The sequence below is a fragment of the Desulfocurvibacter africanus subsp. africanus DSM 2603 genome, from assembly GCF_000422545.1.
Lineage (GTDB): Bacteria > Desulfobacterota > Desulfovibrionia > Desulfovibrionales > Desulfovibrionaceae > Desulfocurvibacter > Desulfocurvibacter africanus.
Window position 1 is genome coordinate 458,942 of the sequence record NZ_AULZ01000001.1, and the last position, 24,786, is coordinate 483,727.

At 62.3% G+C, this 24,786-nt stretch carries 22 protein-coding genes; 12 read left to right on the plus strand and 10 right to left on the minus strand.

Translation table 11 applies throughout. The features are described 5' to 3' along the window. Nucleotides 1-212: 212 nt before the first annotated feature. A complete protein-coding gene (locus tag H585_RS0102080; RefSeq protein WP_027366566.1) occupies nucleotides 213-1,319 on the minus strand; it encodes a homocitrate synthase/isopropylmalate synthase family protein in 1,107 nt (368 codons plus the stop codon). 297 nt (nucleotides 1,320-1,616) lie between these two features. On the opposite strand from H585_RS0102080, the gene nifH reads away from it, so the two are divergent. From nifH to H585_RS0102115, 7 genes are all read left to right on the plus strand, one after another. Continuing rightward, entirely contained in the window at nucleotides 1,617-2,441 is an 825-nt protein-coding gene (gene nifH / locus H585_RS0102085) for a nitrogenase iron protein (protein ID WP_014258951.1), read from the plus strand. Between the two features lie 40 nt (nucleotides 2,442-2,481). Next, nucleotides 2,482-2,841 carry a P-II family nitrogen regulator gene (locus H585_RS0102090; RefSeq protein ID WP_014258952.1) on the plus strand — a complete coding sequence of 120 codons (360 nt, stop codon included), beginning with the start codon at nucleotides 2,482-2,484 and terminating at the stop codon, nucleotides 2,839-2,841. Further along, entirely contained in the window at nucleotides 2,838-3,212 is a 375-nt protein-coding gene (locus H585_RS0102095; protein ID WP_005986591.1) for a P-II family nitrogen regulator, read from the plus strand. The genes H585_RS0102090 and H585_RS0102095 overlap by 4 nt, the downstream gene beginning before the upstream one ends. Before the next feature lie 182 nt (nucleotides 3,213-3,394). Further along, complete coding sequence (gene nifD, locus H585_RS0102100; protein WP_027366567.1) at nucleotides 3,395-5,041, plus strand: nitrogenase molybdenum-iron protein alpha chain; 1,647 nt, start codon at nucleotides 3,395-3,397, stop codon at nucleotides 5,039-5,041. 18 nt (nucleotides 5,042-5,059) lie between these two features. Then, complete coding sequence (nifK, locus tag H585_RS0102105; protein WP_027366568.1) at nucleotides 5,060-6,439, plus strand: nitrogenase molybdenum-iron protein subunit beta; 1,380 nt, start codon at nucleotides 5,060-5,062, stop codon at nucleotides 6,437-6,439. Between the two features lie 93 nt (nucleotides 6,440-6,532). Then, complete coding sequence (locus H585_RS0102110; protein ID WP_027366569.1) at nucleotides 6,533-7,702, plus strand: NifB/NifX family molybdenum-iron cluster-binding protein; 1,170 nt, start codon at nucleotides 6,533-6,535, stop codon at nucleotides 7,700-7,702. A gap of 1 nt (nucleotide 7,703) precedes the next feature. Continuing rightward, a complete protein-coding gene (locus H585_RS0102115) occupies nucleotides 7,704-8,015 on the plus strand; it encodes a (2Fe-2S) ferredoxin domain-containing protein (protein WP_027366570.1) in 312 nt (103 codons plus the stop codon). A gap of 293 nt (nucleotides 8,016-8,308) precedes the next feature. Here H585_RS0102115 and H585_RS0102120 read toward each other — a convergent pair whose 3' ends face one another. Then, the gene (locus tag H585_RS0102120; RefSeq protein ID WP_027366571.1) at nucleotides 8,309-9,367 is read right to left on the minus strand and encodes an endonuclease/exonuclease/phosphatase family protein; all 1,059 of its coding nucleotides are present in this window, start codon (nucleotides 9,365-9,367) and stop codon (nucleotides 8,309-8,311) included. Nucleotides 9,368-9,856: 489 nt separating this feature from the next. Here H585_RS0102120 and H585_RS0102125 point away from each other — a divergent pair, with 489 nt between their 5' ends. Then, nucleotides 9,857-11,431, plus strand: a complete 1,575-nt coding sequence (locus H585_RS0102125) for a C1 family peptidase (protein ID WP_027366572.1) — start codon at nucleotides 9,857-9,859, stop codon at nucleotides 11,429-11,431. A gap of 211 nt (nucleotides 11,432-11,642) precedes the next feature. Here the strand turns inward: H585_RS0102125 and H585_RS0102130 are convergent, their stop codons facing one another. Both H585_RS0102130 and H585_RS0102135 read right to left on the minus strand, forming a co-directional pair. Continuing rightward, entirely contained in the window at nucleotides 11,643-12,347 is a 705-nt protein-coding gene (locus H585_RS0102130; protein ID WP_027366573.1) for an outer membrane protein, read from the minus strand. 179 nt (nucleotides 12,348-12,526) lie between these two features. Then, nucleotides 12,527-13,924, minus strand: coding sequence for a right-handed parallel beta-helix repeat-containing protein (locus H585_RS0102135; protein ID WP_027366574.1), 1,398 nt, complete (start codon nucleotides 13,922-13,924; stop codon nucleotides 12,527-12,529). 360 nt (nucleotides 13,925-14,284) lie between these two features. Between H585_RS0102135 and H585_RS0102140 the strand changes: the two genes are divergently transcribed. Continuing rightward, nucleotides 14,285-15,103: a sugar phosphate isomerase/epimerase family protein gene (locus H585_RS0102140; RefSeq protein WP_034626909.1), complete on the plus strand. Its 819-nt coding sequence runs from the start codon at nucleotides 14,285-14,287 to the stop codon at nucleotides 15,101-15,103. Nucleotides 15,104-15,170: 67 nt separating this feature from the next. Here the strand turns inward: H585_RS0102140 and H585_RS0102145 are convergent, their stop codons facing one another. From H585_RS0102145 to H585_RS20710, 5 genes are all read right to left on the minus strand, one after another. Beyond that, nucleotides 15,171-18,869, minus strand: coding sequence for a PAS domain S-box protein (locus H585_RS0102145; protein WP_027366576.1), 3,699 nt, complete (start codon nucleotides 18,867-18,869; stop codon nucleotides 15,171-15,173). Between the two features lie 406 nt (nucleotides 18,870-19,275). Then, a complete protein-coding gene (locus H585_RS0102150) occupies nucleotides 19,276-19,590 on the minus strand; it encodes a hypothetical protein (RefSeq protein WP_027366577.1) in 315 nt (104 codons plus the stop codon). A gap of 215 nt (nucleotides 19,591-19,805) precedes the next feature. Further along, complete coding sequence (locus H585_RS0102155; RefSeq protein WP_244432456.1) at nucleotides 19,806-20,414, minus strand: hypothetical protein; 609 nt, start codon at nucleotides 20,412-20,414, stop codon at nucleotides 19,806-19,808. 184 nt (nucleotides 20,415-20,598) lie between these two features. After that, entirely contained in the window at nucleotides 20,599-20,925 is a 327-nt protein-coding gene (locus H585_RS0102160) for a PilZ domain-containing protein (RefSeq protein ID WP_027366579.1), read from the minus strand. Nucleotides 20,926-21,202: 277 nt separating this feature from the next. Next, entirely contained in the window at nucleotides 21,203-21,850 is a 648-nt protein-coding gene (locus H585_RS20710; RefSeq protein ID WP_014258966.1) for a helix-turn-helix transcriptional regulator, read from the minus strand. A 186-nt stretch (nucleotides 21,851-22,036) separates the two neighbouring features. On the opposite strand from H585_RS20710, the gene H585_RS0102170 reads away from it, so the two are divergent. Next, complete coding sequence (locus H585_RS0102170; protein ID WP_027366580.1) at nucleotides 22,037-22,273, plus strand: hypothetical protein; 237 nt, start codon at nucleotides 22,037-22,039, stop codon at nucleotides 22,271-22,273. Nucleotides 22,274-22,493: 220 nt separating this feature from the next. On the opposite strand, the gene H585_RS0102175 is transcribed toward H585_RS0102170, so the two are convergent. Next, nucleotides 22,494-22,931: a hypothetical protein gene (locus H585_RS0102175; RefSeq protein WP_027366581.1), complete on the minus strand. Its 438-nt coding sequence runs from the start codon at nucleotides 22,929-22,931 to the stop codon at nucleotides 22,494-22,496. 321 nt (nucleotides 22,932-23,252) lie between these two features. Here H585_RS0102175 and H585_RS0102180 point away from each other — a divergent pair, with 321 nt between their 5' ends. Continuing rightward, the gene (locus H585_RS0102180; RefSeq protein WP_027366582.1) at nucleotides 23,253-23,657 is read left to right on the plus strand and encodes a WcbI family polysaccharide biosynthesis putative acetyltransferase; all 405 of its coding nucleotides are present in this window, start codon (nucleotides 23,253-23,255) and stop codon (nucleotides 23,655-23,657) included. Further along, nucleotides 23,648-24,640, plus strand: coding sequence for a glycosyltransferase family protein (locus H585_RS0102185; protein WP_027366583.1), 993 nt, complete (start codon nucleotides 23,648-23,650; stop codon nucleotides 24,638-24,640). Before H585_RS0102180 ends, H585_RS0102185 begins: the two co-directional genes overlap by 10 nt. Nucleotides 24,641-24,786: the final 146 nt, after the last annotated feature.

Here is a 24,786-nt window from a genome sequence, read left to right on the forward strand (position 1 = left end):
CCATACGCGGCATCTGAATGCCGCTTTGCAGGGGTGGCGTTCGGAATCTCCTTAACACACTGTCTTTCAGACGAGGGACTATGAGGAAACGAGAGATACTTCGGGGGTCCAGGACGCCATTCAATCAAAGGGCGGCCCTGGCGGGGTAGAATACGGAGAGGGGCAGCGCCCCTCTCCGGTTAATGCGCTACTCTTTTGAATGCTACTTGAGGCTATTTGGCCAAAGCCAACAGTTCCTCGTCTTCCAAAACCCGGCCCTTGGCCGCGGACAGGGCGCGCACCCGGTCAGTGAGGCTTTGCATGTCCCCGCAGGCGGCCAAACCCAGCTCACCCAACTTGCGCGCCACGGCCGCCCGGCCGCTCTTCTTGCCCACGCCGAGCTTGCGGCTGAGGCCCACGCGCGAGGGCTCGAACGGCTCGTACAGCTCGGCGGCCTTGTACAGCCCGTCCACGTGCAGTCCGCTCTCGCACCAGAAGATGCGCTCGCCCACCATGGGCGCATTGGCCGGCACGGGCATGTTCGCGGCCCTGGCCGCTGAGGCGCACAGTTCACGCACCGTGGCCAGATCATAGCCTTCCGCGCCCAGGCGCAGGGTCAGGTAGCCGGCGATCTGCTCCAGGCTAGCCAAGCCGGCACGCTCGCCCAGTCCCAGGGCGCTGGCGTCCACGAAGTCGGCCCCGGCGCGCAGGCCTTCCACGGCATTGGCCGTGGCCATGCCGAAATCGTTGTGCAGGTGCAGGGCCAGGGGCAGATTCACGGCCGCACGAAAAGCGCTCACGAGCCGGGCCGTCTCGGCGGGAGCCAGCACGCCCACGGTGTCTGCCAGGCGCAGGCGCGCCGCGCCCTTGTCCTGCGCCAAGCGAGCCACGGACAGGGCAAAGGACAGGTCCGCGCGGGATACGTCTTCCAGTCCCAGCGAAACATAGGCCACGCCCAGTTCGCGTGCCAAGCCGAGCATGCGCGCCACATGGCCAAGCAGCGCCTGGCGATCAAGACCGAGCTTGCGGCGGATGTGCGCGTCCGACACGGGCACGGTCATGCACAGCCGGTCTGGCGAGAGCCCCGCGGCCATGCGCAGATCAGCCGGCCGGCAGGCGCACCACAGGCTCAGGCTCTGGCGACGGTCCTTGAGCATGGCCCCGTAGAGCAGCAGCCCTTCCAGCTCGCGGCAATGCTCCGGGCTCGGCCCCACCGCGCCCACCTCGACCTCGTCGACCCCGGCGGCCAGGGACAGCCGCAGGAGCTCTTCCTTGTGGCTGCGGTCGAAATACACGCCGAACTGCTGTTCACCTTCGCGCAGGGTGGAGTCGATGAGCATGGCTGTTCTCCTTGGGTTTGCGACCGGGACTCCCGCCCGGCCCGAACCATAGGCTGCACGAAGCATTCCAGGCCAGGAAGCGAGAAAGGACGGGCATCGTTCAGGATGGACAGCACAAGGTCTACATTAGTGTCGGCCCGAAGCCTTCATTATTGTAGACATCTCGAAAGCTCCAAAAAGCATGCTCGTAATTTTTACTTTTAATTACAATAGATTACTTGGTTGGCACATGCCTTGCCCTAAGGCCTTCACAAGTGCGTCGCATCCTACGGCGCAGATTCGTGAAGGAGGCATTCCATGCGCAAGATCGCTGTTTACGGAAAAGGCGGCATCGGCAAGTCCACTACTACGCAGAACACCGTCGCCGGCTTGGCCGAGATGGGCAACAAGGTCATGGTCGTGGGCTGCGACCCCAAGGCCGACTCCACCCGGCTCCTGCTGCACGGCCTGGCCCAGAAGACCGTGCTCGACACCCTGCGCGAGGAGGGTGAGGACGTGGAGCTTGAGGACATCATCAAGCTCGGCTACGGCGGCGTCATGTGCACCGAGTCCGGCGGACCCGAGCCGGGCGTGGGTTGCGCCGGCCGCGGAATCATCACTTCCATCAACTTGCTGGAACAGCTCGGCGCCTACAATGAAGACAAGAACCTAGACTACACCTTCTACGACGTGCTCGGCGACGTTGTCTGCGGCGGCTTCGCCATGCCCATCCGCGAGGGCAAGGCCCAGGAGATCTATATCGTGGTCTCGGGCGAGATGATGGCCATGTACGCGGCCAACAACATCTGCAAGGGCATCGTGAAGTACGCCGACGCGGGCGGCGTGCGTCTGGGCGGCCTCATCTGCAACAGCCGCAAAGTCGACAACGAGCGCGAGATGATCGAGGAGCTGGCCAAGAGCCTGGGCACGCAGATGATCCACTTCGTGCCGCGCGACAACATGGTCCAGCGCGCCGAGATCAACCGCAAGACCGTCATCGACTTCGAGCCGAGCCACCCGCAGGCTGACGAGTACCGGACCTTGGCCAAGAAGATCGACAAAAACGACATGTTCGTGGTGCCCAAGCCCCTGGAAATCGAGGAGCTGGAAAAGCTGCTTATCGACTTCGGCATCGCCAACTAGCGCACGCAGCACACCAACGCGAGAAGAAAGGAGCACCGCCATGCTGATTATGGTTCGCGCCATTGTAAGACCCGACAAGGTTGACGACGTTCTGGCCTCCCTCATGGACGCCGGCTTCCCGGCAGTGACCAAATTCTCCGTGGCCGGCCGCGGCAAGCAGCGCGGAATAAAGATCGGCCAGATCACCTATGACGAGATCCCCAAGGTCATGCTCATGATCGTCATCGACGACAAGGACAAGGACTTCACCATCAAGACCATCATGAAGGCCGCGCGCACCGGCGACAAGGGCGCCTTCGGCGACGGCAAGATCTTCATCACCCAGGTGGACGAAATGTACACCGTCAGCTCCGGGATAAAGGAGACCGCCGCGGGCAAGCTCGAAGAGGTGGCCATATGAAGGAGATCATGGCCGTCATCCGCATGGACAAGATGAACGTCACCAAGAAGGCCCTGACCGACGCCGGCGTGGCGGCCTTCTTCGCCCGCGAGGCCCAGGGCAGGGGCAAGGGCCTGGTGAACGCCATGCTGCTCAAGGGCGCGGCCAAGGGCTACGAGGAGGCCGCCGAATTGCTGGGCGAAAAGGGCCGCCTGTACCCCAAGCGGGTGCTCTCCGCGGTGGTCCACGACGACCAGGTGGAGGAAGTGGTGGCCGCGATCATGACGGTCAACCGCACGGGCAAGCCCGGCGACGGCAAGATATTCGTCATGCCCATCCTGGACGGCGTGCGCGTGCGCACCGGCGAGGAAGGCAGGAAGTCCATCGATTAAGCCTAGAGCATTTGCTTTTGAAAATGCTCTCCAAGCCATGCGTCGGCATGGCTTGCCGCTAGCTTCGGCGCAGGCGCAATTCACTTGCGCCGTCAACGCCGAAGCGGGCGTCTCAAAAGTAATCTGTTCTAAGACATGCGACCAGCCGGTTTAGCCGGACAAGCCATAAGAGGTGCAGAGCAATGCCTACCAAGAAGGCAATGACCCCCGCTGAGGTCAAGGAAGAGATCCTCAGGCGATACCCCACCAAGGTGGCCAGGAAGCGCGACAAGCAGTTCCTGGTGCACGAGGGGCCGGAGGCCATGCAGACAAAGGATATCCAGGCCAACGTCCGGACCATCCCCGGCATCATAACCCAGCGCGGCTGCACCTACGCGGGCTGCAAGGGCGTTATCCTGGGTCCCACGCGGGACATCGTGAACATCACCCATGGCCCCATCGGCTGCGGCTTCTATTCCTGGCTCACGCGCCGCAACCAGACCGACGCATCGGCGCCGGACGCGGCCAACTACATGACCTACTGCTTCTCGACGGACATGACCGAGCACGACATCGTGTTCGGCGGCATGAACAAGCTGCGCCAAGCCGTCCAGGAAGCCTATGACCTGTTCAAGCCCCGGGCCATCGCGATTTTCTCCACCTGTCCCGTGGGCCTCATCGGCGACGACGTGCACGCCGTGGCGCGCGAGATGAAGGAGAAGCTCAACGCGATTGACCCGAACCACAAGGTCAACATCTTCGCCTTCTCCTGCGAGGGCTACAAGGGCGTGTCCCAGTCCGCGGGCCACCATATCGCCAACAACCAGATCTTCACCCACGTGGTGGGCGAGGAGATGAAGCGGCCCGAGGGCAAGTACCTCATCAACATGCTCGGCGAGTACAACATCGGCGGCGACGCCTTCGAGATCGAGCGAATCCTGGACAAGTGCGGCATCACGCTCAACTCGTCCTTCTCCGGCAACTCGACTTACGAGCAGTTCGCCCGCGCCGGCGTAGCCGACCTGAACTGCGTCATGTGCCACCGCTCCATCAACTACGTGGCCGACATGATGGAGACCAAGTGGGGCATCCCCTGGATCAAGGTCAACTTCATCGGCGCCAAGTCCACGGCCAAGTCGCTGCGCAAGATCGCCCAGTATTTCGGCGACAAGCAGCTCATCGACAGGGTCGAGGAAGTCATCGCCGAGGAAATGAAGAACGTGGACGCCACGCTGGCCGACGTGAAGCCGCGCACCACGGGCAAGACGGCCATGCTTTTCGTGGGCGGCTCCCGCGCCCACCACTACCAGGATCTGTTCAAGGAGTTGGGCATGCGGTCCATCGGCGCGGGCTACGAGTTCGCCCACCGCGACGACTACGAGGGCCGGCGCGTGATCCCGGACATCAAGGTCGACGCGGATAGCCGCAACATCGAGGAGCTCCACATTGAACAGGACCCGGCCAACTACAACCCGCGCAAGACGGATGAAGAGCTGAAGCAGCTCGAAGCCGCTGGGTTCGAGTTCAAGGAGTACGCCGGCCTCATCCCGGACATGGACAAGGACACGCTGATCATCGATGACATCAACTCCTGGGAAACCGAGAAGCTCATCGAGATCATGAAGCCCGACATCTTCTGCGCCGGCATCAAGGAAAAGTACGCCGTGGAGAAGCTGGGAGTGCCGCTCAAGCAGCTGCACAACTACGACATGGGCGGACCCTACGCCGGCTTCAAGGGCGCGATGAACTACTACCTGGAGATCGACCGGCTGGTGAACAGCAAGATTTGGAGCTACCTCGAGGCCCCCTGGGACAAGGAGCCCGAGCTGTCCGCCACCTACGTCGGCTAGCCAAGGAAGGATCAGGATATGACGCTGCTCAGACATACATCCAAGGAAATCAAGGACCGTTCGGCCCTTACCATCAACCCGGCCAAGACCTGCCAGCCGGTTGGAGCCATGTACGCGGCCCTGGGCATCCACGGCTGTCTGCCGCACAGCCACGGATCGCAGGGCTGCTGCTCCTACCACCGCAGCATGCTCACGCGCCACTACAAGGAGCCGGTCTACGCAGGCACCAGCTCCTTCACCGAAGGCGCCAGCGTGTTCGGCGGACAGGCCAACCTGTTGCAGGCCTTTCAGAACATCTTCGAAATCTATGATCCCGATGTGGTGGCCGTGCACTCCACCTGCCTGTCGGAGACCATCGGCGACGACATGCCGCAGATCGCCGACAAGGCAGTCAAGGAAGGCAAGGTGCCCGAGGGCAAAGTGGTTGTGACCGCTTCCACGCCTTCCTACGTTGGCAGCCATGTGACCGGTTTCGCCAACATGGTCCAGGGCATGGTCAAGGGCCTGGCGACCAAGAAGGACAAGAAGAACGGCAAGATCAACGTCATTCCGGGCTTCGTGGAGCCCTCGGACATGGGCGAGATCAAGCGGCTGTGCAAGCTGATGGACGTGCCCATCATCCTGTTCCCGGATACCGACGGAGTGCTCAACGGCCCGCTGACCGGCAAGCACAAGATGTTCCCGGACGGCGGCGTGACAGTGGAGGAGCTGCGCGATACGGCCAACTCCATGGGCACCCTGGCTCTGGGCGAATGGGGCAGCAGCCTGGCAGCCAAGTACCTGGATTCCACCCACAAGGTGCCCTGCCAGATCCTGGGCCTGCCCCTGGGCCTGACCGCCACGGACAGCTTCATCGACGCCCTGCGCAAGATGGCCGGCAAGTCCGTGCCCGCGGAGATCTCTTTCGAGCGCGGCCAGCTGGTGGACGTCATGAAGGACTACCACCAGTACCTGTACCGCCGGAAGGTGGCCCTGGCGGGCGACCCTGACCAGCTCATCGCCCTGACCGAGTTCCTGGTCAGCCTGGACATGATCCCGGCGCATATCGTCACCGGCACGCCGGGCAAGAAGTTCGAGGAGCGCATCCGCGAGATCACCAAGGACGTGCCCTACAAGGTCAACGTCAAGGTCGAGGGCGACATGTTCATGCTCCATCAGTGGATCAAGAACGACCCCGTGGATCTGCTCATCGGCAACACATACATGAAGTACATCGCCCGCGACGAGGACATCCCGCTGGTGCGCCACGGCTTGCCCATCCTCGACCGCGTCGGACACCAGTACTTCCCGACCGTGGGCTACAAGGGCGGCCTGCGCCTGCTGGAAAAGATCCTGGACGCTATCCTGACCCGCAAGGATCGCGACGACCCCGAAACTAGCTTCGAGCTCGCTCTGTAAAAGGGGAATGTGGGGAGGGCTCCGCCCTCCCCACGCCCCACCCGCCAGGGAATCACTCCCCTGGACCCCGCATTCCCGGGAACGAGGTAACCCATGCATGCAAGCACATGCCGCTGCCCCGGTGCGACGCACACCGGCATCAGCCTGCCCCTGCCGTTGGCCGGCCGCGTAAACGCCCTGTGCCGCTACAGCCCGCCGGCCCATGTCGGGCCGCTGGTGGAGCCGGAGCAGGCAGTTGAGTACGTGCGCCAGGCCAAAGCCGCGCTGGGCGACATCGCGGCCGTAAGCATCACCGGACCGGGCGAGCCCATGGCCCAGCCAGGCAGGACGCTCCAGGCGCTGGTCGCCCTGCGCCAAGCCTTCCCGGAACTGGCCCTGCGCGTGTCCAGCAATGGCCTGGGCTTGGCCGAGCATGCCGAAACCCTGGCCAGGCTGAACGTCGGGCTTGTCACCTTGCGCGCTCATGCCGTCAGCGTGGATACGCTCACTCGGCTCTTCGCCTGGATACGGCCGAGCGTGCGCACCCTAACCATCAAGCTGGCCGCCGGTGAAATGCTGGCAGCCCAGGTTCTGGCTGTGCAGGCCCTGCACGGACAAGGCCTGAACGTGAAGGTGCACAGCCTGCTTGTACCCGGAATCAATGATGCCGAGATGGGCCCCCTGGCCAGGATCATGGCCGAGGCCGGTGCGAGCTGCATGCACGTGCACCCCTTCGCGCCCTTTGCGGGCGCTCCCGAGGATGCCCGGCCGCCTACGGCCGAGGAGTTGGGCAAGGCCCGAAACAAGGCCGGGAGCCACCTGGAGCAGATCGACGCCTGCCGGACCTGCGCCGGACAGGACAGCGCGAGCGCCCTGGCTGGATTGACCGCCAAGGCGGGCGGGCCGACGGCGGAGCGGCCATACGTGGCCGTGGCGACCACCGACGGAGCCGAGGTCAACGAGCATTTGGGCCGGGCCGTGCGGCTGCTGATCTATGGGGCCGATGGCGGCATGGGCCGCATGGTCGGCGTGCGACAGGCTCCCGAGCCGGGCGGCGGCGAGGAACGCTGGAAGAAGCTGGCCGAGACGCTTGCCGACTGCTGCGCCCTGCTGGTGGCCGATGCCGGCGAGACCCCGCGCGCGGCCCTGGCCGGACATGGCCTGCAAGTGCGCCGCGTGGGCGGCTTCATCGAGGACGCCGTGGCCGACGCCCTGGGTCTGAAGGGCCTGCAACGGAAAAAGAATCAAGACTGTAATCCCAGCATCGACTCACAAGGAGATTGATATGGCCAGCAAACCTTCCTGTCACATCCTGGTCTGCGCCAGCTTCCGAGTTTCCGGCGACCCCAAGGGCGTCTGCCACAAGAAGGGCTCAACCGGACTTCTGCAATACATCGAAGAGGGGCTGCTGGACCGGGGCATCGACGGCCTGGTCTGCGCCACGGGCTGCATGAAGCAGTGCGACGACGGCCCCATCATGGTCGTCTACCCCCAAGGCCACTGGTACAAGGCCGTCGATAGCGAGGACAAGATCGACGAGATCCTCGAAGCCTGCGAAAACGGCGGGGCCGCCGAGGACCACCTGCTGTTCAAGTAGCGCCTGTCGCACGAATTTTTATTTGGAAAGGCCGCCATGGCGGCCTTTCTTTGCTTCATCCGGACGAAGAGTACTTCCGCCACGAGCACAACTCACGCCGCGTCATCCGGCAGGGGCAAGCGCGCGCTGGATCAAAACCGTGCCCATCGGCCTGAAACCTGCCTGGTCAAGAGCAGATTGCTTTTAAGACGCCCGCTCCTGCGTTGACGGCGCAAGTGAATTGCGCCTACGCCTACGCGGCGGCAAGCCATGCCGACGCATGGCTTGCAGAGCATTTTCAAAAGCAAAATGCTCTACTCGGCTCTGCGCAGCGTGTCCCGCGCTTCTTCATGGTCTTGCTCATCCGCTTTCGGCGATTCCTGGCTCAACCTGCCCTCCGGCTCCAGGCTGAACTCCGCGTACACTGGGAAGTGGTCCGAGCCGATATCGGGCAATCGCTTGAATTCCACGAGCCGCAGGCTCCGGGAGTGAAATACGTGGTCCAGGGGATAGCGCAAAAAGGGCAACGCCACGGGGTAGGTTGGGAAGTGGCCCCGTCCGACGCGCGGATCGAGCATCTCTGATATGCGCCGGAACAGGCGGGTCGTGTGCGACCAAGCCACATCGTTCAGATCTCCCATGACGATGACGGGATGCTCGGAGTCGCGAGCTTCCCTGGCAATGAGGACAAGCTCGGCGTCGCGCTCAGTGGTGCCTCCGGACTGTGGCTTGGGCGGCTTGGGATGCAGGCCATGTATTTCCACGACTTCGCCCGACACGAGGCTGGCCAGGCCGTGGATGGACGGCACATCAGGTTCCACAAGATACCGCACGCGCGCGTCGATCAGCTCCAGCCGTGAGAAGAGCGCAATGCCGTAGGTATTCTCCAGAGATTGCCCGACATGGTGCGGATAGCTGGATCGCAGGTCGGACAGTTCGTCCATCCAGCGTCCGTTGACTTCCAGCAGGAGCACCATGTCCGGGGACAGTTCCGCCAACAACCGCAGCAGCGGCTGTGGATCATCGTTGTCCTGGAGCACGTTGGCGACGATGATGCTCAGCTTCCGGGCCGGATCGTCTCTGTCGGCAGGCAGGGATTCGAGGCGCACCAGAGGCGTGTAGGGCACGATCCTGTATGCGTCCAGCGCGAGGCTTACAGCCAGGAACAGCACGAGCGCTAGCTTATGCAGCGGCCAGCCAGGTGTCGTGAACGACAGAAGCAGCATGGTGGCGAGGCCAAATATGGCGAACTGGAGCCTGGGGAAGTCCCAACCCCTTATCCACCATGCGTCGGACTTAAGGAGAGGGAGAATCGCGGACGCGACATAGAAGACCGCACTCCCCTGGATAAGCCATTTCCATATTCCCGACACGACGCTATCCGCCTTGCCCTTGCAGTCCGTCCGCCAAACCCGGCCGCAATCGGCCCTGGCCTCCGACCCAATGCCTCCAGCCCGATACCTGCCACCCCATCCTTAGCACATTAGGCAGGAATGGGCCGTGATATTCACACGCCTCGATACAGAGCATGTATAGACCCGGCCTGATGGAATTTGCGCTTTCGCTCCCACCTATCAGCACGTTTCCTAACCCGCCCATGGTTTCCAGCGTGTTGCCGCGAACCTCCTGGCGCCCGTAGCGCTGTCCGCAAAAGACTCGACGGTCTGCCACGCCGGCCCGCACAGTCCGGCAGGTATGGGCCGTGCAATGCACCTCTTGCCCGCCGCGCACTTTCAGCCGGCGAGCGCATCGGGATCGCAACCAACTCCAAGGAATCCTTCTTGAAAGCCTTGCTTGCCGCTATGGCGACGTTGCTCATTTGCGTGGGTCAGCCGTCCCTTGTCTTGTCCCAAGGACCAGAAATGGCGCCAGTGAACCCGGATTTTGCGCACTTCCTGGAACTCAGGGAAAAACAGCCGCTGTTGCAGTCCGGAGAATTCGACTTCGAACTTGATTCGCAGCCGGACGATCTCTCGTTCGGCTATGTGCCCCCGCCTGTGGACATCGAGCCCTGGACCAAGTCGCAGCCGGAATTGATCCTGCAGTCCGCCCTGCCCGCACGCTTCGATCTGCGCGATATCGGCCGCCTGACTTCCGTGAAAAACCAGGGAGGCTGCGGAGCCTGCTGGGCTTTCGCCATGCTCGGCAGCATCGAATCCAACCTGATGCCCGACGAGAACTGGAACTTTTCCGAAGACAACATGAAGAATCTTCATGGCTTCAACTACGATGCCTGCGAAGGCGGCAACCACATGATGGCCACGGCCTATCTCGCCCGAGGCATGGGACCGGTGCTGGAAAGTGAGGACGTCTACGAGACCGGCAGCAGAAGTTCGCCCATATTCCCGGCGCGCAAGTGGATCAGAAACGTTGTATTCCTCCCCAAACGCACGGGCTCGCAGGACAATGACGCCATCAAGCGGGCGGTGATGACCCATGGCGGGGTCTACGTCAGCCTCTACATGACCACTTCCTCGTCCTGGTACAATTCAACCAATAAGGCCCTGTACTACGCCGGCAGCAGCAAGCCCAACCACGCGGTGGTCGTCGTGGGCTGGGACGATAACTATCCAGCGGCAAACTTCCCGTCCCGACCCGCAGGCGACGGAGCCTTCATCATCAAGAACAGCTACGGCACGCACTTTGGCCAAAGCGGCTATTTCTACGTATCCTACCATGACCTCACGCTGGCCAAGCAGGGTTCGTCGGCTTACAGCTTTGGCGCAACCCCGGCGGGCGGCTACGCCAACGTCTACCAGCATGATTTCCTGGGCTGGACCTCGACCTACGGATTCAGAAGCACCGACGTCTCCTACGCGAGTATATTCCAAGCTAAGACAAGCGAGGAAATCTTCGCCGTCTCCACGTATTCGGCGTTCCCCGGCACGCGCTACACCATCTCTGTCTACCGCGATCCGGCGGACGGCATCGAAGACCCTGGAGGGCCCGAGACCGAAGTGAGCGGCGTATTCCCCGAAGCCGGTTTATTCACCGTGGACCTGCCCCGCCCCGTGCGTATGGAGCCATGCGAGGCTTTTTCCGTCGTGGTGGAAATCAGCGCTCCGACCGGCGCGCGATACATCATCCCGGTGGAAAAAGCCTTTGCCGGATACTCCACCGGGGCTACCGCCAAGGCTGGACAGAGCGTTGCCCGCCGCAGCGGCGGGAACTGGTACGATTTCGGGGCCGAAGGGCTGGACGTGTGCATCAAGGCCTTCGGTCGTCCCATCGCAGGGCAAACGGATTCAGATCAGACACTCTGTCCCGAACTGGCGCCCGTTATCGTCAGGGGTGGAAAGGACGGCGGAGGCGGTGGCGGAGGTGGCGGCTGCTCGCTTTCGTCCGCGGCCCGGCTGGGGCCCGAGTGGCTGTTGCTGCCGGGCGCCCTGCTCGTCAGCCGGATATGGAGGAGATTCGGCCGTGGGAGAAGGCGATAACTTTAGAGCAGATCGCTTTTAAGACGCCCGCTCCGGCGCCCGCGGCGCAAGTGAATTGCGCCTGCGCCGAAGCTAGCGGCAAGCCATGCCGACGCATGGCTTGCAGAGCATTTTCAAAAGCAAAATGCTCTAACGGCATTCTTCCGAAATGTCTTCTCTTCTCCCGTTGGCCTGCCAGAGCGAGCCTCCAGCGCAGTGTGCTAACCCTGGCCTAAAAGTGCCACACCAAACCCAAGGTGGCGTCCAGCACGCTCGGGTAGATGGATTCATCCCAATACTGACGCGCGCCGCTGATGTATTCGTACTCAAGCGGCGCATAGAGCGTGTAGCCCACCTCGGTGCGCATGCCCAAGTGATCGGTGATGGCGTACTCGTATCCCAGGCCCACGCTCGCGCCGCCGAGCACCGGCTTCTCCTCGCTGCCCCAATTATCGTCATCGCAGTCATCGTCATCCTGATCGCAATCGCAGCAGCCGTTTTCGAACTCGTAGTCGTAGCCGGTTCGGTTGTCGTATTCGAACAGGCCGACGCGCAAGCCCAGCATTGTGTAGAGCAGGTGGTTGTCGGCGATCACGCCGCCGATGCGGATGCGCGCGCCGAAGGACCAATTGAGGTCCAGGGTTTCCTCGGAGGTCGGATCGGCGGACAGGCCATGGTAGGCAGCGTCGATTTCGCCGCCAAGATAGAAGGCATCCTTGATGGCCCCGCCTCCGCCGAAAAAGATGCCGCCGGTGGGGCCGAGACCCCAGTCGCCCTGATCGTCCTGTTCATCGTTGTCTGCGTCTTCCAACTCCATGTACGTGTGGAGCGCGCCAAGGCCAGCCTGACCTCCGACATAGAAGCCGTCGAATGGCGTGGCCGCCGCGGCCAAGGTCGGCAGGATCATCATGCTCAGGCACAGGAGTATGGATTTCATGGTGCGCTCCTTGGAGGGGCTGTTGGAAAAAGCGCATGCAGGGCATGGACCTGCCATTAGGAAACACAGGCCGTAATTTATACATACAATCACATTTGCAGGCAATGACTTCAACGGCCGGTCGGGCATGCAATGCCCGACCGGCCGTCGTGGTCTGAAGGCCATGATGTTCCAGTTCGTCAGCTGCTCAATCCGCGCTCATCCATGCCCATGTCCGGCCGCGGGCCAATGATGCGGCGGTCGCTTTCGAAGTCGCGATACGGGAAATATGGGCAGCGGAACTGCGCCTCGTCTATGCACGGGCTGTCCGGCCCCAGGCGGAAGTCTAGGGTCTCGGGGTTCACGAAAGCCGGGGGCGCATCGATGTTGCCGGTTCCAACATGGCCGCCCTCGATATCGGAGTAGCTGACCGTAGCGCCCCGCACCAGCAGGCTGTCGGAGCCTCCCAGCAGTTCGTTGCTCCAGATGATGGAGTTATACACCGCGGCAGTGCCGTAGCCCTGGACGATCTCCGAATAGCCCGTGTTGCCGTACAGGGTGCAGTGCACCAGGCTAGAGCTCTCCAGTTGGCACGCTCCGGCGGCTTCGGCGGTGTTCCCGACGAAGAGGCAGTTGGTAAATACCGATCCCGAGGCGATGGCGGCCCCTGCTATATCGGCCGCATTGTTCACGAACTGGCAGTTCACTGCGCGCATATTGACCGCGCTGATGGCTCCGCCCGCGTTGCTCACGGAGTTGTCGTTGAACTTGCAGCCTACGAGAGTCAGATTTCCATCGCCGGCGTGGATGGCCCCGCCGCCGAAACGGGCCGCGTTGCCCTCGAAGATGCTGTGGCCGATCAACGCGCTGGAGCCCGGATGAATGAAGATGGCCCCTCCCTCGGTCCTGCTGTTGCCGACGAAGCTCGACCTGAGGATGGTGGCGCTGGACTGTTCAAGATCCAGCGCGCCTCCGCCCGATGGGTCGCTCAGCACCCGGTTGTCGCGCAGGGTGCAGCCCACCAGCAGCAGTGAGGACTGCTCCGCGCAGATGCCCGAGCAGGTGCTCCCGTTGTTCTCCCGGATAGTACAATGCCGCAGTATCAGCCGCGCTCCCAGCACATGGATGCCGCCCCCGCCGACGAAGCTGTAAGTGCCATCACCGTCGTTGCCCCGCTGGATCGTCAGGCCGTTAATGACGGTTGTCTGCGTGACGTACAGACACAGGGTGGCGTCATTGCCATCGATGACCGTCGGGTTCGCCGCAATATCGCGTTGCGCCGGACTGCTCTCCCCGCCCGCGAATCCGCCGACGAGCGAAATGGGCACATCCGGGGCCAGCGTCGCGTCGAGCAGGTAGGTGCCGGTCTTGATCCAGACCTGATCCCAGGCTTGCGCCGCGTCCAGGGATTCCTGGATGGTCCTGAAGGGCTGGCTCCAGCTTCCGCCATGGCCGGAACTCTGCACGGTTCCGTCCACGAACCAGATCCTGGCCCAGGAGGACGACGCGGTCCCATGCACCAACAGCGCACAAGCCAGCGTGGACAGGATTACAAGCTGAAGTGCCCGTGAAATATGCCTGGGTTCAGTTGTGTACATGGATTCCCTCCTTGCAGGTTCGAATGCAGCCTGTGCGGCGACTCTTTCCACGCTACCGGGGGAGCGCTGCGAACGTAAGAGTGGGAGGGACGACGAGCGCGGAGTGGGACCATTTGCGAACTGCACGGCTTGGAAGACACTCCCCATTCTCGCTTTCATAGCTTGCATTGGCTTGCAAGGCGACTAGCAATGCGCGCTGGATAAATAAGCTTGGAAAGGCCGTTGCCGAACGTACGGCAGGCGGGAGAATGCCGCGCGGAGGGCCTCCATTGGCGGGCATGCCGCCTCAAGCCATGGACCACGCGCAGCCGGCAGGGCGGAAGTCCTGGATTCCCGCCTGATTTCAGACTACACTTGCGCATGCCATTCTTCGTCAACCTGCCGATCCGCTACGTGGCCCAGGACCCGTCCTGGCTCGACATGTTCGTGTCCCTGCGCCTGAATCCCGAGCTGGGCATCGACGCCTGGGCCATCGACGAACTGGACGCTCGCTTCCACGACGATCTCATCCGTCGGCTGGACGAGGCCGGGCTGGCCCGCTCCACGCACCTGCCGTTCATGGACCTGCGGCCCGGCAGCACCGACCCGCTCATCCTGACTGCCACGCGCGACCGGCTGCGCCGGGCCATGGCCCTGGCCAAGCGCTACGGCGCGGCGCACATGATCGCGCACAGCGGCCTGCCCGCCGGCGCGGACCAGCCTTTTATCGAAAGCTGGCTGGTGCGCGCCACGGCCACCTGGTCCATGCTGCTGCGCGAGTGGCCCGACCATGCGCCGTTCTATTTGGAGAACATCTACGATCCTAACCCCGAGCCTCTGTGCAGGCTCGTGGATGGGCTGGCCGACCCGCAGGCGGGATTGGTGTTCGACGCGGGCCATTGGCACAGCTTCTCCGGCGGAGCAAAACGGCGCGATATGCGCCAGTGGCTGGAGCGCATGGGTCCGCGCCTGCGCCAGCTGCACCTGCACGACAACAGCGGCGCGGGCGACGAGCACGTGGGTATGGGACAGGGGGATATTCCTTGGCCGGAGCTGTTCGGATTCCTGCAGGAGCAGGGGCTCACGCCCGGCGTGACCTTCGAACCGCACTCGCGCGAGGACTTCAACCAAAGCCTTGCCTTCGTGGCCGCGCACCCCGAGTGGTTCCAGCGTCTGGGAGTCGCGCCGGGAACAGCCTGATCCCTGGAGCGGCCCAGCCTCCTCCGGCCCTCTGGCCGCCTGGAGCGCCTGCGGGTTGTCATGCGAGCTACTCTGGCGGCGACTGGTCTGCGACCGGACCGTCTTCCCGGCGAAAAAACTCCGCCAAAGTTAGCTCCAACTCCCGCGCTCGGATGGGCTTGGACAAATATCCGTCCATGCCCGCGGCCAGGAAACGCTCGCGGTCGCCCTCCAGGGCGTAGGCCGTAAGCGCCACCACGGGCAAGCGCGGGGCCACGCCCGCCGGAGGCTCCTCACGGATGCGCCGCACGGCCTCCAGGCCACCCATCTCGGGCATCTGCACGTCCATGAGCACCAGGTCGAAACGCTCGCGGCCCAAAGCCTCCAGAGCCAGGCGGCCGTTCTCCACGGCCGTGACCTCGTGTCCCAATTCGTGCAGCAGCTCTATGGCCAAGATCCGATTGATCTCGTTATCCTCAGCCAGCAGGATGCGCAGATGTCGGGTCGGCGGCCTACCCTCCTCGGTTTCAGACCGCTCGGCTTTGGGCATGGCGTCGGCCTTGCGCAGCCGCACCGTGAAGAAGAAGCGCGAGCCCTTGCCCATGACGCTCTCCACGCCGATGTGGCCGCCCATCATCTCCACCAGCCGCTTGGAAATGGCCAGCCCCAGGCCTGTGCCGCCATAGCGGGCATGTGTGGCCTCCTCGGCCTGGGAAAAGCTCTCGAAAATGAGCGACAACTTCTCCCGCGGGATGCCGATGCCCGTGTCGCTGACCGAGAAGAGCAGGCGCACCTCGTCCCGGGGCAGGTCGTGGCCGGTCCGTTCCACGTTGACCAGCACCCGGCCCTTGTGCGTGAACTTCACCGCATTGCTGACCAAGTTGGCCAGCACTTGGCGCAGGCGCACCGGGTCGCCGCACAAGAGAGGGGGAATATCCGCATCCACGGCGTGCAGGAGTTTCAGGCCCTTGTCGGCCGCCGTGAGGGCCAGGGGCCGCACCGTGCCTTCCACCAAGTCGCGTACGTCGAAAATGTCCTCGGTCAGCTCCATGCGGCCGGCTTCGATCTTGGACAGGTCCAGGATGTCGCCGATAATGGACAGCAGGTGATCGGCGGACTTCTTGGCCATGATCTGGTACTCGCGCACGCGCGTTGGCAGCTTTTGCATGAGGCTCAGATCGATCATGCCCATGACACCGTTCATCGGCGTGCGGATCTCGTGGCTCATGTTGGCCAGGAAGTCGCTCTTGGCCCGGTTGGCGATTTCGGCTTGTTCCTTGGCCCGGCGCATTTCGCCCTCCATGCGGATGCGTTCGGTGATGTCCGCGCCCACGGTCAGGATGCACGGCTTGCCGCCGATGCGCACAACGTCCGCCGAAAGCAGCAGCGTGCATGGATCGCCGTCCTTGGTCCGGAATTCGACCTCCATGTTCTGGACGCGCCCGCCCCGCTGTATTTGGCGCACGAAGCACTCCCTGAGCTCGGGCGTGAGCCAGTGCCCTATTTCCTGGGACCTCCTGCCCATGACTTCGTCCCTGGAGTATCCAAAGAGGCGGGAAAAGGCCTCGTTCACATCCAGGTAGCGGCCATCCAAGGTTGTGATGGTCAACATCTCCGGGCTCATGACGAAGGCCTTGTGGAACATCTCCTCGCTCTCGCGCAGGGCTTCCTCGGCGCGCTTTCGTTCGGTGACGTCCTCGAACACGCCCACGGCGCCCTTGAGCTTGCCCTGTCGATTGCGCACGGGCATGGCGCTGGCCAGCAAGTGAATCCTGCCTCCGTTTTCTCTCCCATCGGGCCTGGCGGCGGATAGTTCCACGGACTTGTGCACCTCGCCGCCCAGCGCCGCGCGCACGACAGGCAGCGCCTGAATGGGCAGCGGCTCGCCATCCGCCTGACGAAGGTCGAGCTTTTCCAAGGCAAAGTGCCGCATGCCGGGGGTCAGGGGCACTCCAAGGATTGCTTCGGCCGCCGGGTTGGCCATGACCAGACGGGCCTTTTTATCCAGGAGCACGATGCCCACCAGGGCATTGTCGATAAGCGCCTTGAGGCGGGCCCGTTCCACCTGCAGGGCCGCGATAAGGTTCTCGCGGTCTCGCTCCAATTTTTTGCTCTCGGTGATGTCCTGGAAAACCGCCACGGCCCCGGTAACCTCGCCTTGTCTGGAACGGATGGGCGAGGTGCTCGCAACGAGGTGCAGCTGCCTGCCGGGTTCGGGCTCGATTACGAATTCGTCGTTGCGCAGAATTTTGTCGCGCAAGACTTGGCTGACCGGCTCGTTTTCGGAGTCGGTATCCCCTTGTAGCCATCTGACGTTGAACTTGGCCCGCCATTCATCGAATGGTAGATTATGGGATTCTTCCGTGTAGCCGAGCAGCCGTCTGCCGGCCGAGTTGATGCTTTGAATGGACTTGTCCGAGTCGAAGATGATGAGCCCCTCGGCCATGGCCTCGATGGCCGCGTCGAGCTGACTCGCACGCTGCTCGGCCTCGGCCCTGGCCGAGAGGTGACGAAGCCCCAGGGATGTGAGCGCCGCAAGCTGTCCCAGGAAGGCTTCGTCCTCGGCCGTGAACTCTCCCTCGCGCTTGTGCGACAGGAGCAGGAAGCCGCAGAAGCTGCCCGCATCGTGGGCGATGCTCGCGCCCAGCAGCCCGGCGAGCCGTGGGTGGCCTCCAGGCAGGTCGAGGCTGGAGGCGAACTTCGCCCACTCGCTCCGGCTCATGCGCACGGTGGCTTGGCCCTGCCCCATCAATCGTTCCATGATGTTGTCCCGGCCTTCGGAAATCTCGCGGGGAGCTCCGCAGGGCGTGCTGCCCTGCGCGTGCGAAAAGACATCGACCGAGATCAGCCCCTGTCGCAGCTCATGGCCGGCCAGGCCCATGTCCGCGCCAACGACCTCCCTGGCCAGCTCGAGCACGCGGCGCAGCAGGCCTTCACGGTTCGCTTCGGAAAGCATGTCACGCGAGGCCCGCAGAAGCACCTCGCGGTGCTTCATTTGCAGCGTAAGGCGTTCCTCGGCTTGCTTGCGGCCCGTGATGTCCAGGCCGTAGAAATTCACGTAGCCGTCCCCACGCACTGGAGACAGAGAGAAAAGGTAGGTCCGGCCGTTCGCGACGAGTTCCAGCTCGCAGCAGTCGTCATGCTCCAGGCAGCGCAGCATGGCCCCATGCAACGGCTCGGGCACGACTTCGCCCCGGTCCGTGCGCAAAGCGTTCAGAAATGGTACGCTGGCCGTGTTGGCGTACTGGAGTATCCCACTCGCGTTCACGCGCAGCACCGGGTTGGGGTTTTCATCGGTGAAGCGCACCTGCGGCTCCATGAAGCGCGCGGTCCTGCGCAGGGTCGTCATATCTCTGGCCACAGCCAAGGCTCCAGTCACTTCGCCTTGCGGACCGAGCAACGGCGCGGCGCTGACCTCCAGGAAGAGTTCCGTATCCGATACGGCCTTGACCAGGAAGGCTCTGCCGCGGTCGACTTCACCATGCAACGCCTGCATGATGGGCAGTTCCTCCGGGGGCACCCTGCGGCCATCCGGCGTGCGCACGTCCAGCGCCCGGAGCAGGTCGGGCATGTTGCGCGGCATTTCCGGCGCGAGCTGCTCCATGTTTTTAATCGCGGCCTTGTTGAGCAGGAGGAGGTTGCCGTCCATGTCGATCAGCCAGACCGCCTCGACCATGCCGTCCAATAGAGCGGCCAAGGCAGGGGCATCGGCGCGTATGCCGGCCATGGCCTCGCCCACTGTCTTGCGAGGAGTATCTTCCTGGTCTCGAACGTTCTTGCCATTCATCATGCAACTCCCGATGTGCAGGATCGGGCCGACTCCTACTTTCCAAGCTAGCACGTCACTTGGCCTTTTGCCAGAAGATGCCGTAAGGAATAGCGCAGCCACATACAATCATTATGTCTGCAAGATAATTCACCTGCGCTGAAGAGGCTCATAATATGGGCAAGCTTACCCTGGATCAGGTTATCGCCGATCCTCCACGCACAAATGCGTCAGACGATGTGTGAACAGAGGGCGTAGCTTCATCCGTGGGGCAGGTAGCGCCAGCGCGATTGGGTTCCCGGAGAGGGGAGGCTCGACTGATGGATTATCCGGATGACGCCAAGCACAAACCCCGCCGGGAAGTCCCGGCGGGGTTTGTCGTCAATCCGAGAGGGACGCGGTTGTCCGCGACCCCATGAGCTTCAAATTAATGCTGCCAAACGCAAGCCTTGTTCGCGAAGCCAACCTGCTCGATCTCGGCCTTGTTGTTGGCGAACACGGAACGCTGGTCGATCTTGGCGAAGTTCAGCAGGCCGCACTGCTCGATTTCAGCTTCGTTGTCACCGGCGCCGTAGAAGCCGTAGGAGTCGAGGTCCTGCTCAACGATGGCGGTGTTGAACGCGCCCTTCTGCTCGATCTCAGCGTCGTTTTCCCTCAAGTCGTAGCCATGGCCGGCGAAAGCAACGGCGGACACGGACAGGGTAAGAGCCATAGCCAGGGTGATGCTCATCAGCTTTTTCATTGTCATTGCTCCTAATGCGGTTTCGTTTCCGTTTTTGCGATGCTCGTTCTGCTTGCCAGGTTCCGCTGGTCCGGCATTATCCCGGGTTCATGCCGGAGTTGATTAATCCAATGAACCTTACCCCCACCAAATATATGGCCACGGTCCTTGTCCGAGTGCGCATGGAAGGCGAACCTTCCCTCAGGCGCGGGCCGTTTCCATCCAATGCCTTCCGTCTATTGCGTGTATATGTTGGTCCGGGTGACGGTGACCTCGGACCCGCCTCTCTGGTAAACCTTGTACCAGCCCAGATCGGATGATGCGGTCTGGCGGTAGGTATACCTGTTGCCATTGCCCTTTTGGACCAGCCCAAGATACATGTCGTCGCCGATCTGCTGCAGATCGGCCCTGTTGCCGTTGCCCTGCTGCAAGAGGTCGAGGCGGTTGCCGGAGCCGTCCTGCAGCAGCTCGGCCGTGTTGCCCCTGCCTTTCTGCAAGGCCACGGTCGTGTTGCCCTCGCCCTGGTAGCTGTAGCTGTGCGAGAAAAGCCTGTTGTGCTCGCCTATTTGGGTCACCATGATCACGTTGCCGCGCGCCGCCCGTCCTTTGGGCAAGGCATCCTGCATGGCCGTGAACTCCTGGGGGTTGAGCCTGTCGAGCCGTTTGAGATCGGCCAGAGAAATATTGGCCAAGGCCTGCCCGCTCTGGCCAGCAAGTGCCTCGGCCGATGCTGCGTCGGCCAGCCCGAGCGATGAACCAAGGGCCAATGTCGCCAGCGCGACTGCTCCCCTGCCCAGAACACTACGCAGTGTCGTTCCTGCCGTTGTTTTGTTGCGTCTGTTCATTGCCGAGCCCCCCTTGCGACCACCTTCGTCAGCCTCGCTGACTTCTTCGTGATCGTTAATGCGTGTATACGTCTCGACAGGCTTTCCTAACAATTGTCCGAAGGGTTGCTTTTTGTTCTTGCGGCATGGAACTTTTGGAGCATTGCGGACCAGCACCGGCATTACGCGATCTTTCGGCACTGCGTTAAACGTCCAGAGGCTCGATACGGCTCTCCCGGCGAAAGCGTATGGCCAGGCCTTGCGCCTCAAGCCGCACCACGCGTCCCTCGGCGCGAACCACGCTCATGATCCGCCCATTCTTGGGCCGGAACGCGGGCAGGTAGATTTGGACCAGCAACAGATCCCCCTGACAATAAGTCGGCCCGTCCGTCCTTTGCTCCTGTCCATGCAGATAGACGCCGACAGAGGAGACATCCCGCGTGCGCAGGATCATTGCGTCTTGCCCGCGAGCTTCCTCCACCATGGCTTCGAGCTTGAGCTGAAAGCGCACTTCAGATCTCCGTTCCAGCATGTCGCACCTCGTTTGAGTCCCTCTTCCCGCATCTGTACCCGTATGTCTCTTGGGTGTGTGTTCGCAATGGGCCAAGGGAAGGATTTACGATCAGGCCAGCAGGTAGCCCATGGGCTGCTGTCGACCGGGACAAGACGGTGCATTGCCGATGCAAACAACCGGAAGGGAATGGAAGTGCGCACGATGCCGGAAGCCTGTAAGCGCCGGAGGTGACGGAATACGGAGTGGAGTGGAGGCTGAGCGCGTGCCGCACGCCCGAGTGCGGCACGCGCCCTGGCTAGTTCTTAAGGTTCTGGACGGCCCAGAAAGCCGCCTGGATGCGGTTGGATATCTTGAGCTTCGCGTAGATGTTGCAGAGGTGCTTCTTCACCGTGCTCAGGCTGATGCACAGCTTATCGCCCACCTCGTCGTTGGAGAGGCCCTGGGCGATGAGCAGGAGTACCTCGCGCTCACGGGCGCTGAGCATTTCTTTGCCCGCACTGGCCGCCTTTGGAGAGGCTTGCGTCAGCTGGTTTTGGCGCAGACGCTCGGATATTGCCCGACGGGAGTACCATAGCTCGCCTTCCAGCACGGCCGTGATGCCGCGCATGAGCAGTTTGAGCGGCTGGTTCTGGCGGAATATGCCCCGGACGCCGCGATCAAGGGCTTGCCGCTCGATGTCCAGTCCGGTGGGCACATTGAAGAGGATGGTATCCATGGTCTGCATGGGATCCCCAAGGACGTCGCCGAGGGCATCCCACCTGGAATCGCCATCGAGCTGCTGCCAGTCGATGAGCATCATGCGTTGCCCTATCTCTGCCCGGCCTTGCGCAGGGGGCAACACATCGATGCATTCGCAGGACAGTCCGGTGGCGCTTGAAATGCTGGCCGCCAACATCTCGTTCTGGATCATGTTCCGGCTGAAGATCTGTATGCTTGCTCGCATGGCTTCCTTCTTGCCTGCTTTTCACTCCCATTGACATACATAACAGATTTCGCATTGAGGTACATGCCTTTGGCCGCTTTTTTCTAATCCGCGACGCGAGACATGGGATGGCCGAATTTTTCGCCGATGCCCGCTTGCGCGTCCGTTTTCAGGCGGGTATGGCCTAGCCGAAAGGAGAAGCGAGCCATGAAGGACTATAGCGGCAGGACCTGCGGGCTGGTGCCGCAGATTCAACAGGATTTGGACGCCACGGCCGGAGAGAGTGCGGATTTCCTTGTGACGACCAAGGCCATCCTGGCCTTGGTCAGCGCCCTGGGCGAAAGCCGGGCCTGGCGCATGGACGTGGAGGAACGCGGCGACACGGCCTTGGTGCGCTTCACGCGCCGCACCCCGGTCGAGGACGATCCGCTGCATCTGGTCTGACGCGCCATGGTAAAAACCATATAGAGCATTTTGCTTTTGAAAATGCTCTGCAAGCCATGCGTCGGCATGGCTTGCCGTTTGCTTCGGCGCAGGCGCAATTCACTTGCGCCGCGGGCGCCGGAGCGGGCGTCTTAAAAGCGATCTGCTCTAAAAGCGGGCGCTGTCAGTGCGCCCGCCTTCCCGCTCACACCCTCGCAAGAAGTTGCCCGCGAGCGAAGCCTCAGCAGGTCTTCTTGCGCGCGATCTCCACGAACTTGGCCAGGGCCACCAGCGCCAGATAGAACAGCAGCAGGGCCAATGCGTTATGCCCGTGCTGCCGCATGGTCGCCGTCGAGAATTCGTGAACTCGCGCCAGGGCCTGGTAGTTCGTCCACAGGTTGAAGGCCAGCAGGAAGGTCACGATGTGGATGGAGCTGACGAAAAAGCTCGACACCTCGCTCAGGATAAAGCTCGCGTGCGAGTTGCGCCCCAGCAGGCGCAGCTTGCGCACCAGGGCCGCGGCCAAGCTCATGAGCGCGTACACGGCCATGAGCAGGGCATAGTTGCGCAGGTTGAAACCGGATAGGACCGAGTGCTGGCCGGTCAGATAGACGATGGGGCCGAACAGGAGCAGTGAAACCAGAAGCAGCGTAAGGGGCCGTAGAATGAAGGTTTGCATGCGTGGTCTCCAGCGTTGTCGCGGGTGAGCGAGGTGCGACGCAAGCCGTGGGCAATAAACGCCAAGGCCGCGTCATGGCTTGGTATCCTGGACGCATAGCAATCTTCGTTCCCCGGTCTTTGCCTTGAACGGCCCAAGCCGACCGAGGCGGAGATTGGTCCGCACAGGGCTGTTTTCGCGGAGTATCCATGAAGAGGGGATGGCCGGTCCACTGTACATGACTCCATACCGAACGGCCGACAGATAGATTCAGATTGGCCGGAGGATCGCTATCTTGGTTGCTGGCAATTTATTTGCATTTCGCGAGACTGACGAGGTGCTATGAAAAACCATTATGTTATCCACGCCAACTGCCAGAGCGAAGCACTTCTGGACCAACTTGCCGCCCATGTAGACTTCAGCCGCGACTTCGAGCTGAATCTGGTGGTCAACCTGCCGGGCCTTGTGGAGCAGCCCTTGGAGCGCGAGCGAGCCAAGCATGCCCGTACGCCAGTGGCTTATCTGGATCTCGTCATGGAACCCTGGCGAACGCACACGCTGTTCCACACCATGAACCATCCCAGCCCGGAGTCGCTAAGTATGGTGGTCGACGCTCTGCCCGCTTTCGCTGGCCATTACGTGAACTGCCGGCTGCTGAGCGAGGCAAACTTCATTGACTACCTGCGCTTGGCAGCGAAGGACAGTCTGCCCAAGGCGCAGAATGTGGGGAGCCATTCATGCGCATAGCCTGGATCGGCTGGCATAAACTCCGGGATGACGTGGCTCGCACACGCGGCATGGAACTGTGCTACATCAGGCCGCCCGTGGACCGTGGACCCATGACTTGGCCTGACGTGCTGGAACACACGGGCTGGACGCCCGACCTGCTCGTATATGCCGACGCGAGCATGTCCCCGCCCCTGGTGGGACTGGAGAGCTTCCCCTGTCCCACGCTGTTCTTGTGCATCGACAGCCATATCCAGCATTGGTATCCGATCTATGCTCAGGCTTTCGATCTTTGCACGGTGAGTCTCAGGGACCATCTGCCGCGCTTCGGCCTGCGCCTTGGGGTCGATAAGCTGCGCTGGCTACCACCCACTCCCAATCCCGGCGACGCTTCGGCCGATGAGGTCAAGGAGTGGGACCTGCTCTTCGTTGGCAACGTGAATCCGCAAACTATGCCGGGACGCCATGCATTTTTGGCTGAGGTGGCCAGGCTTTTTCCCAGTCTGCACGTCACGCATGGCGCGTACCGAACGTTCTATCCCCGCGCCCGGCTTGTGCTCAACGTGGCCGAACGCGGCGACCTGAACTTCCGCGTCTTCGAGGCCCTGGGCTGCGGAAGCTGCTTGCTCACCCCGGCCATTGAGCACGGTCAGGAGGAACTGTTCCGCAACGGTCGGGAGCTGTTTACTTATCCGCTGGGCGACGCGGCCGGTTTGGTGCGTTTGGCCGAAAGATTACTGGCCGACGAACCGCTTTGTCGGCGCGTGTCTGCCGCGGGTTTGGCCGCCGTTGACGCTCGCCATAGACCCCAACATCGCGCGCGCGAGCTTCTAGACTGGCTGGCCGGCTTTGATTTGCCGGCCCTGGCCGCCGAGCGCCTGAGGCAGTCCCGCACTATTCACAAGGATTTCCTGCGGCCCATATTTTTGCATTGGGCCGAAGCCTTGGACGGCTCGGAGTTGGCCAGGATCTTTCTGAATGCCGCCAAGAGGCGGCCCCGCTGACTAGGGCCTGTTAACTCTACTTGTCATTGTCTAATCTCTGGCTAGCTTGTTGGTATGCAAATAACCAGAGAGCAGTATCAACGCATCGCGGATAGCTTCCCTCGGCAGCGGGGCAATGTCTCTCTAGATAACCTGCAAGTTATTAA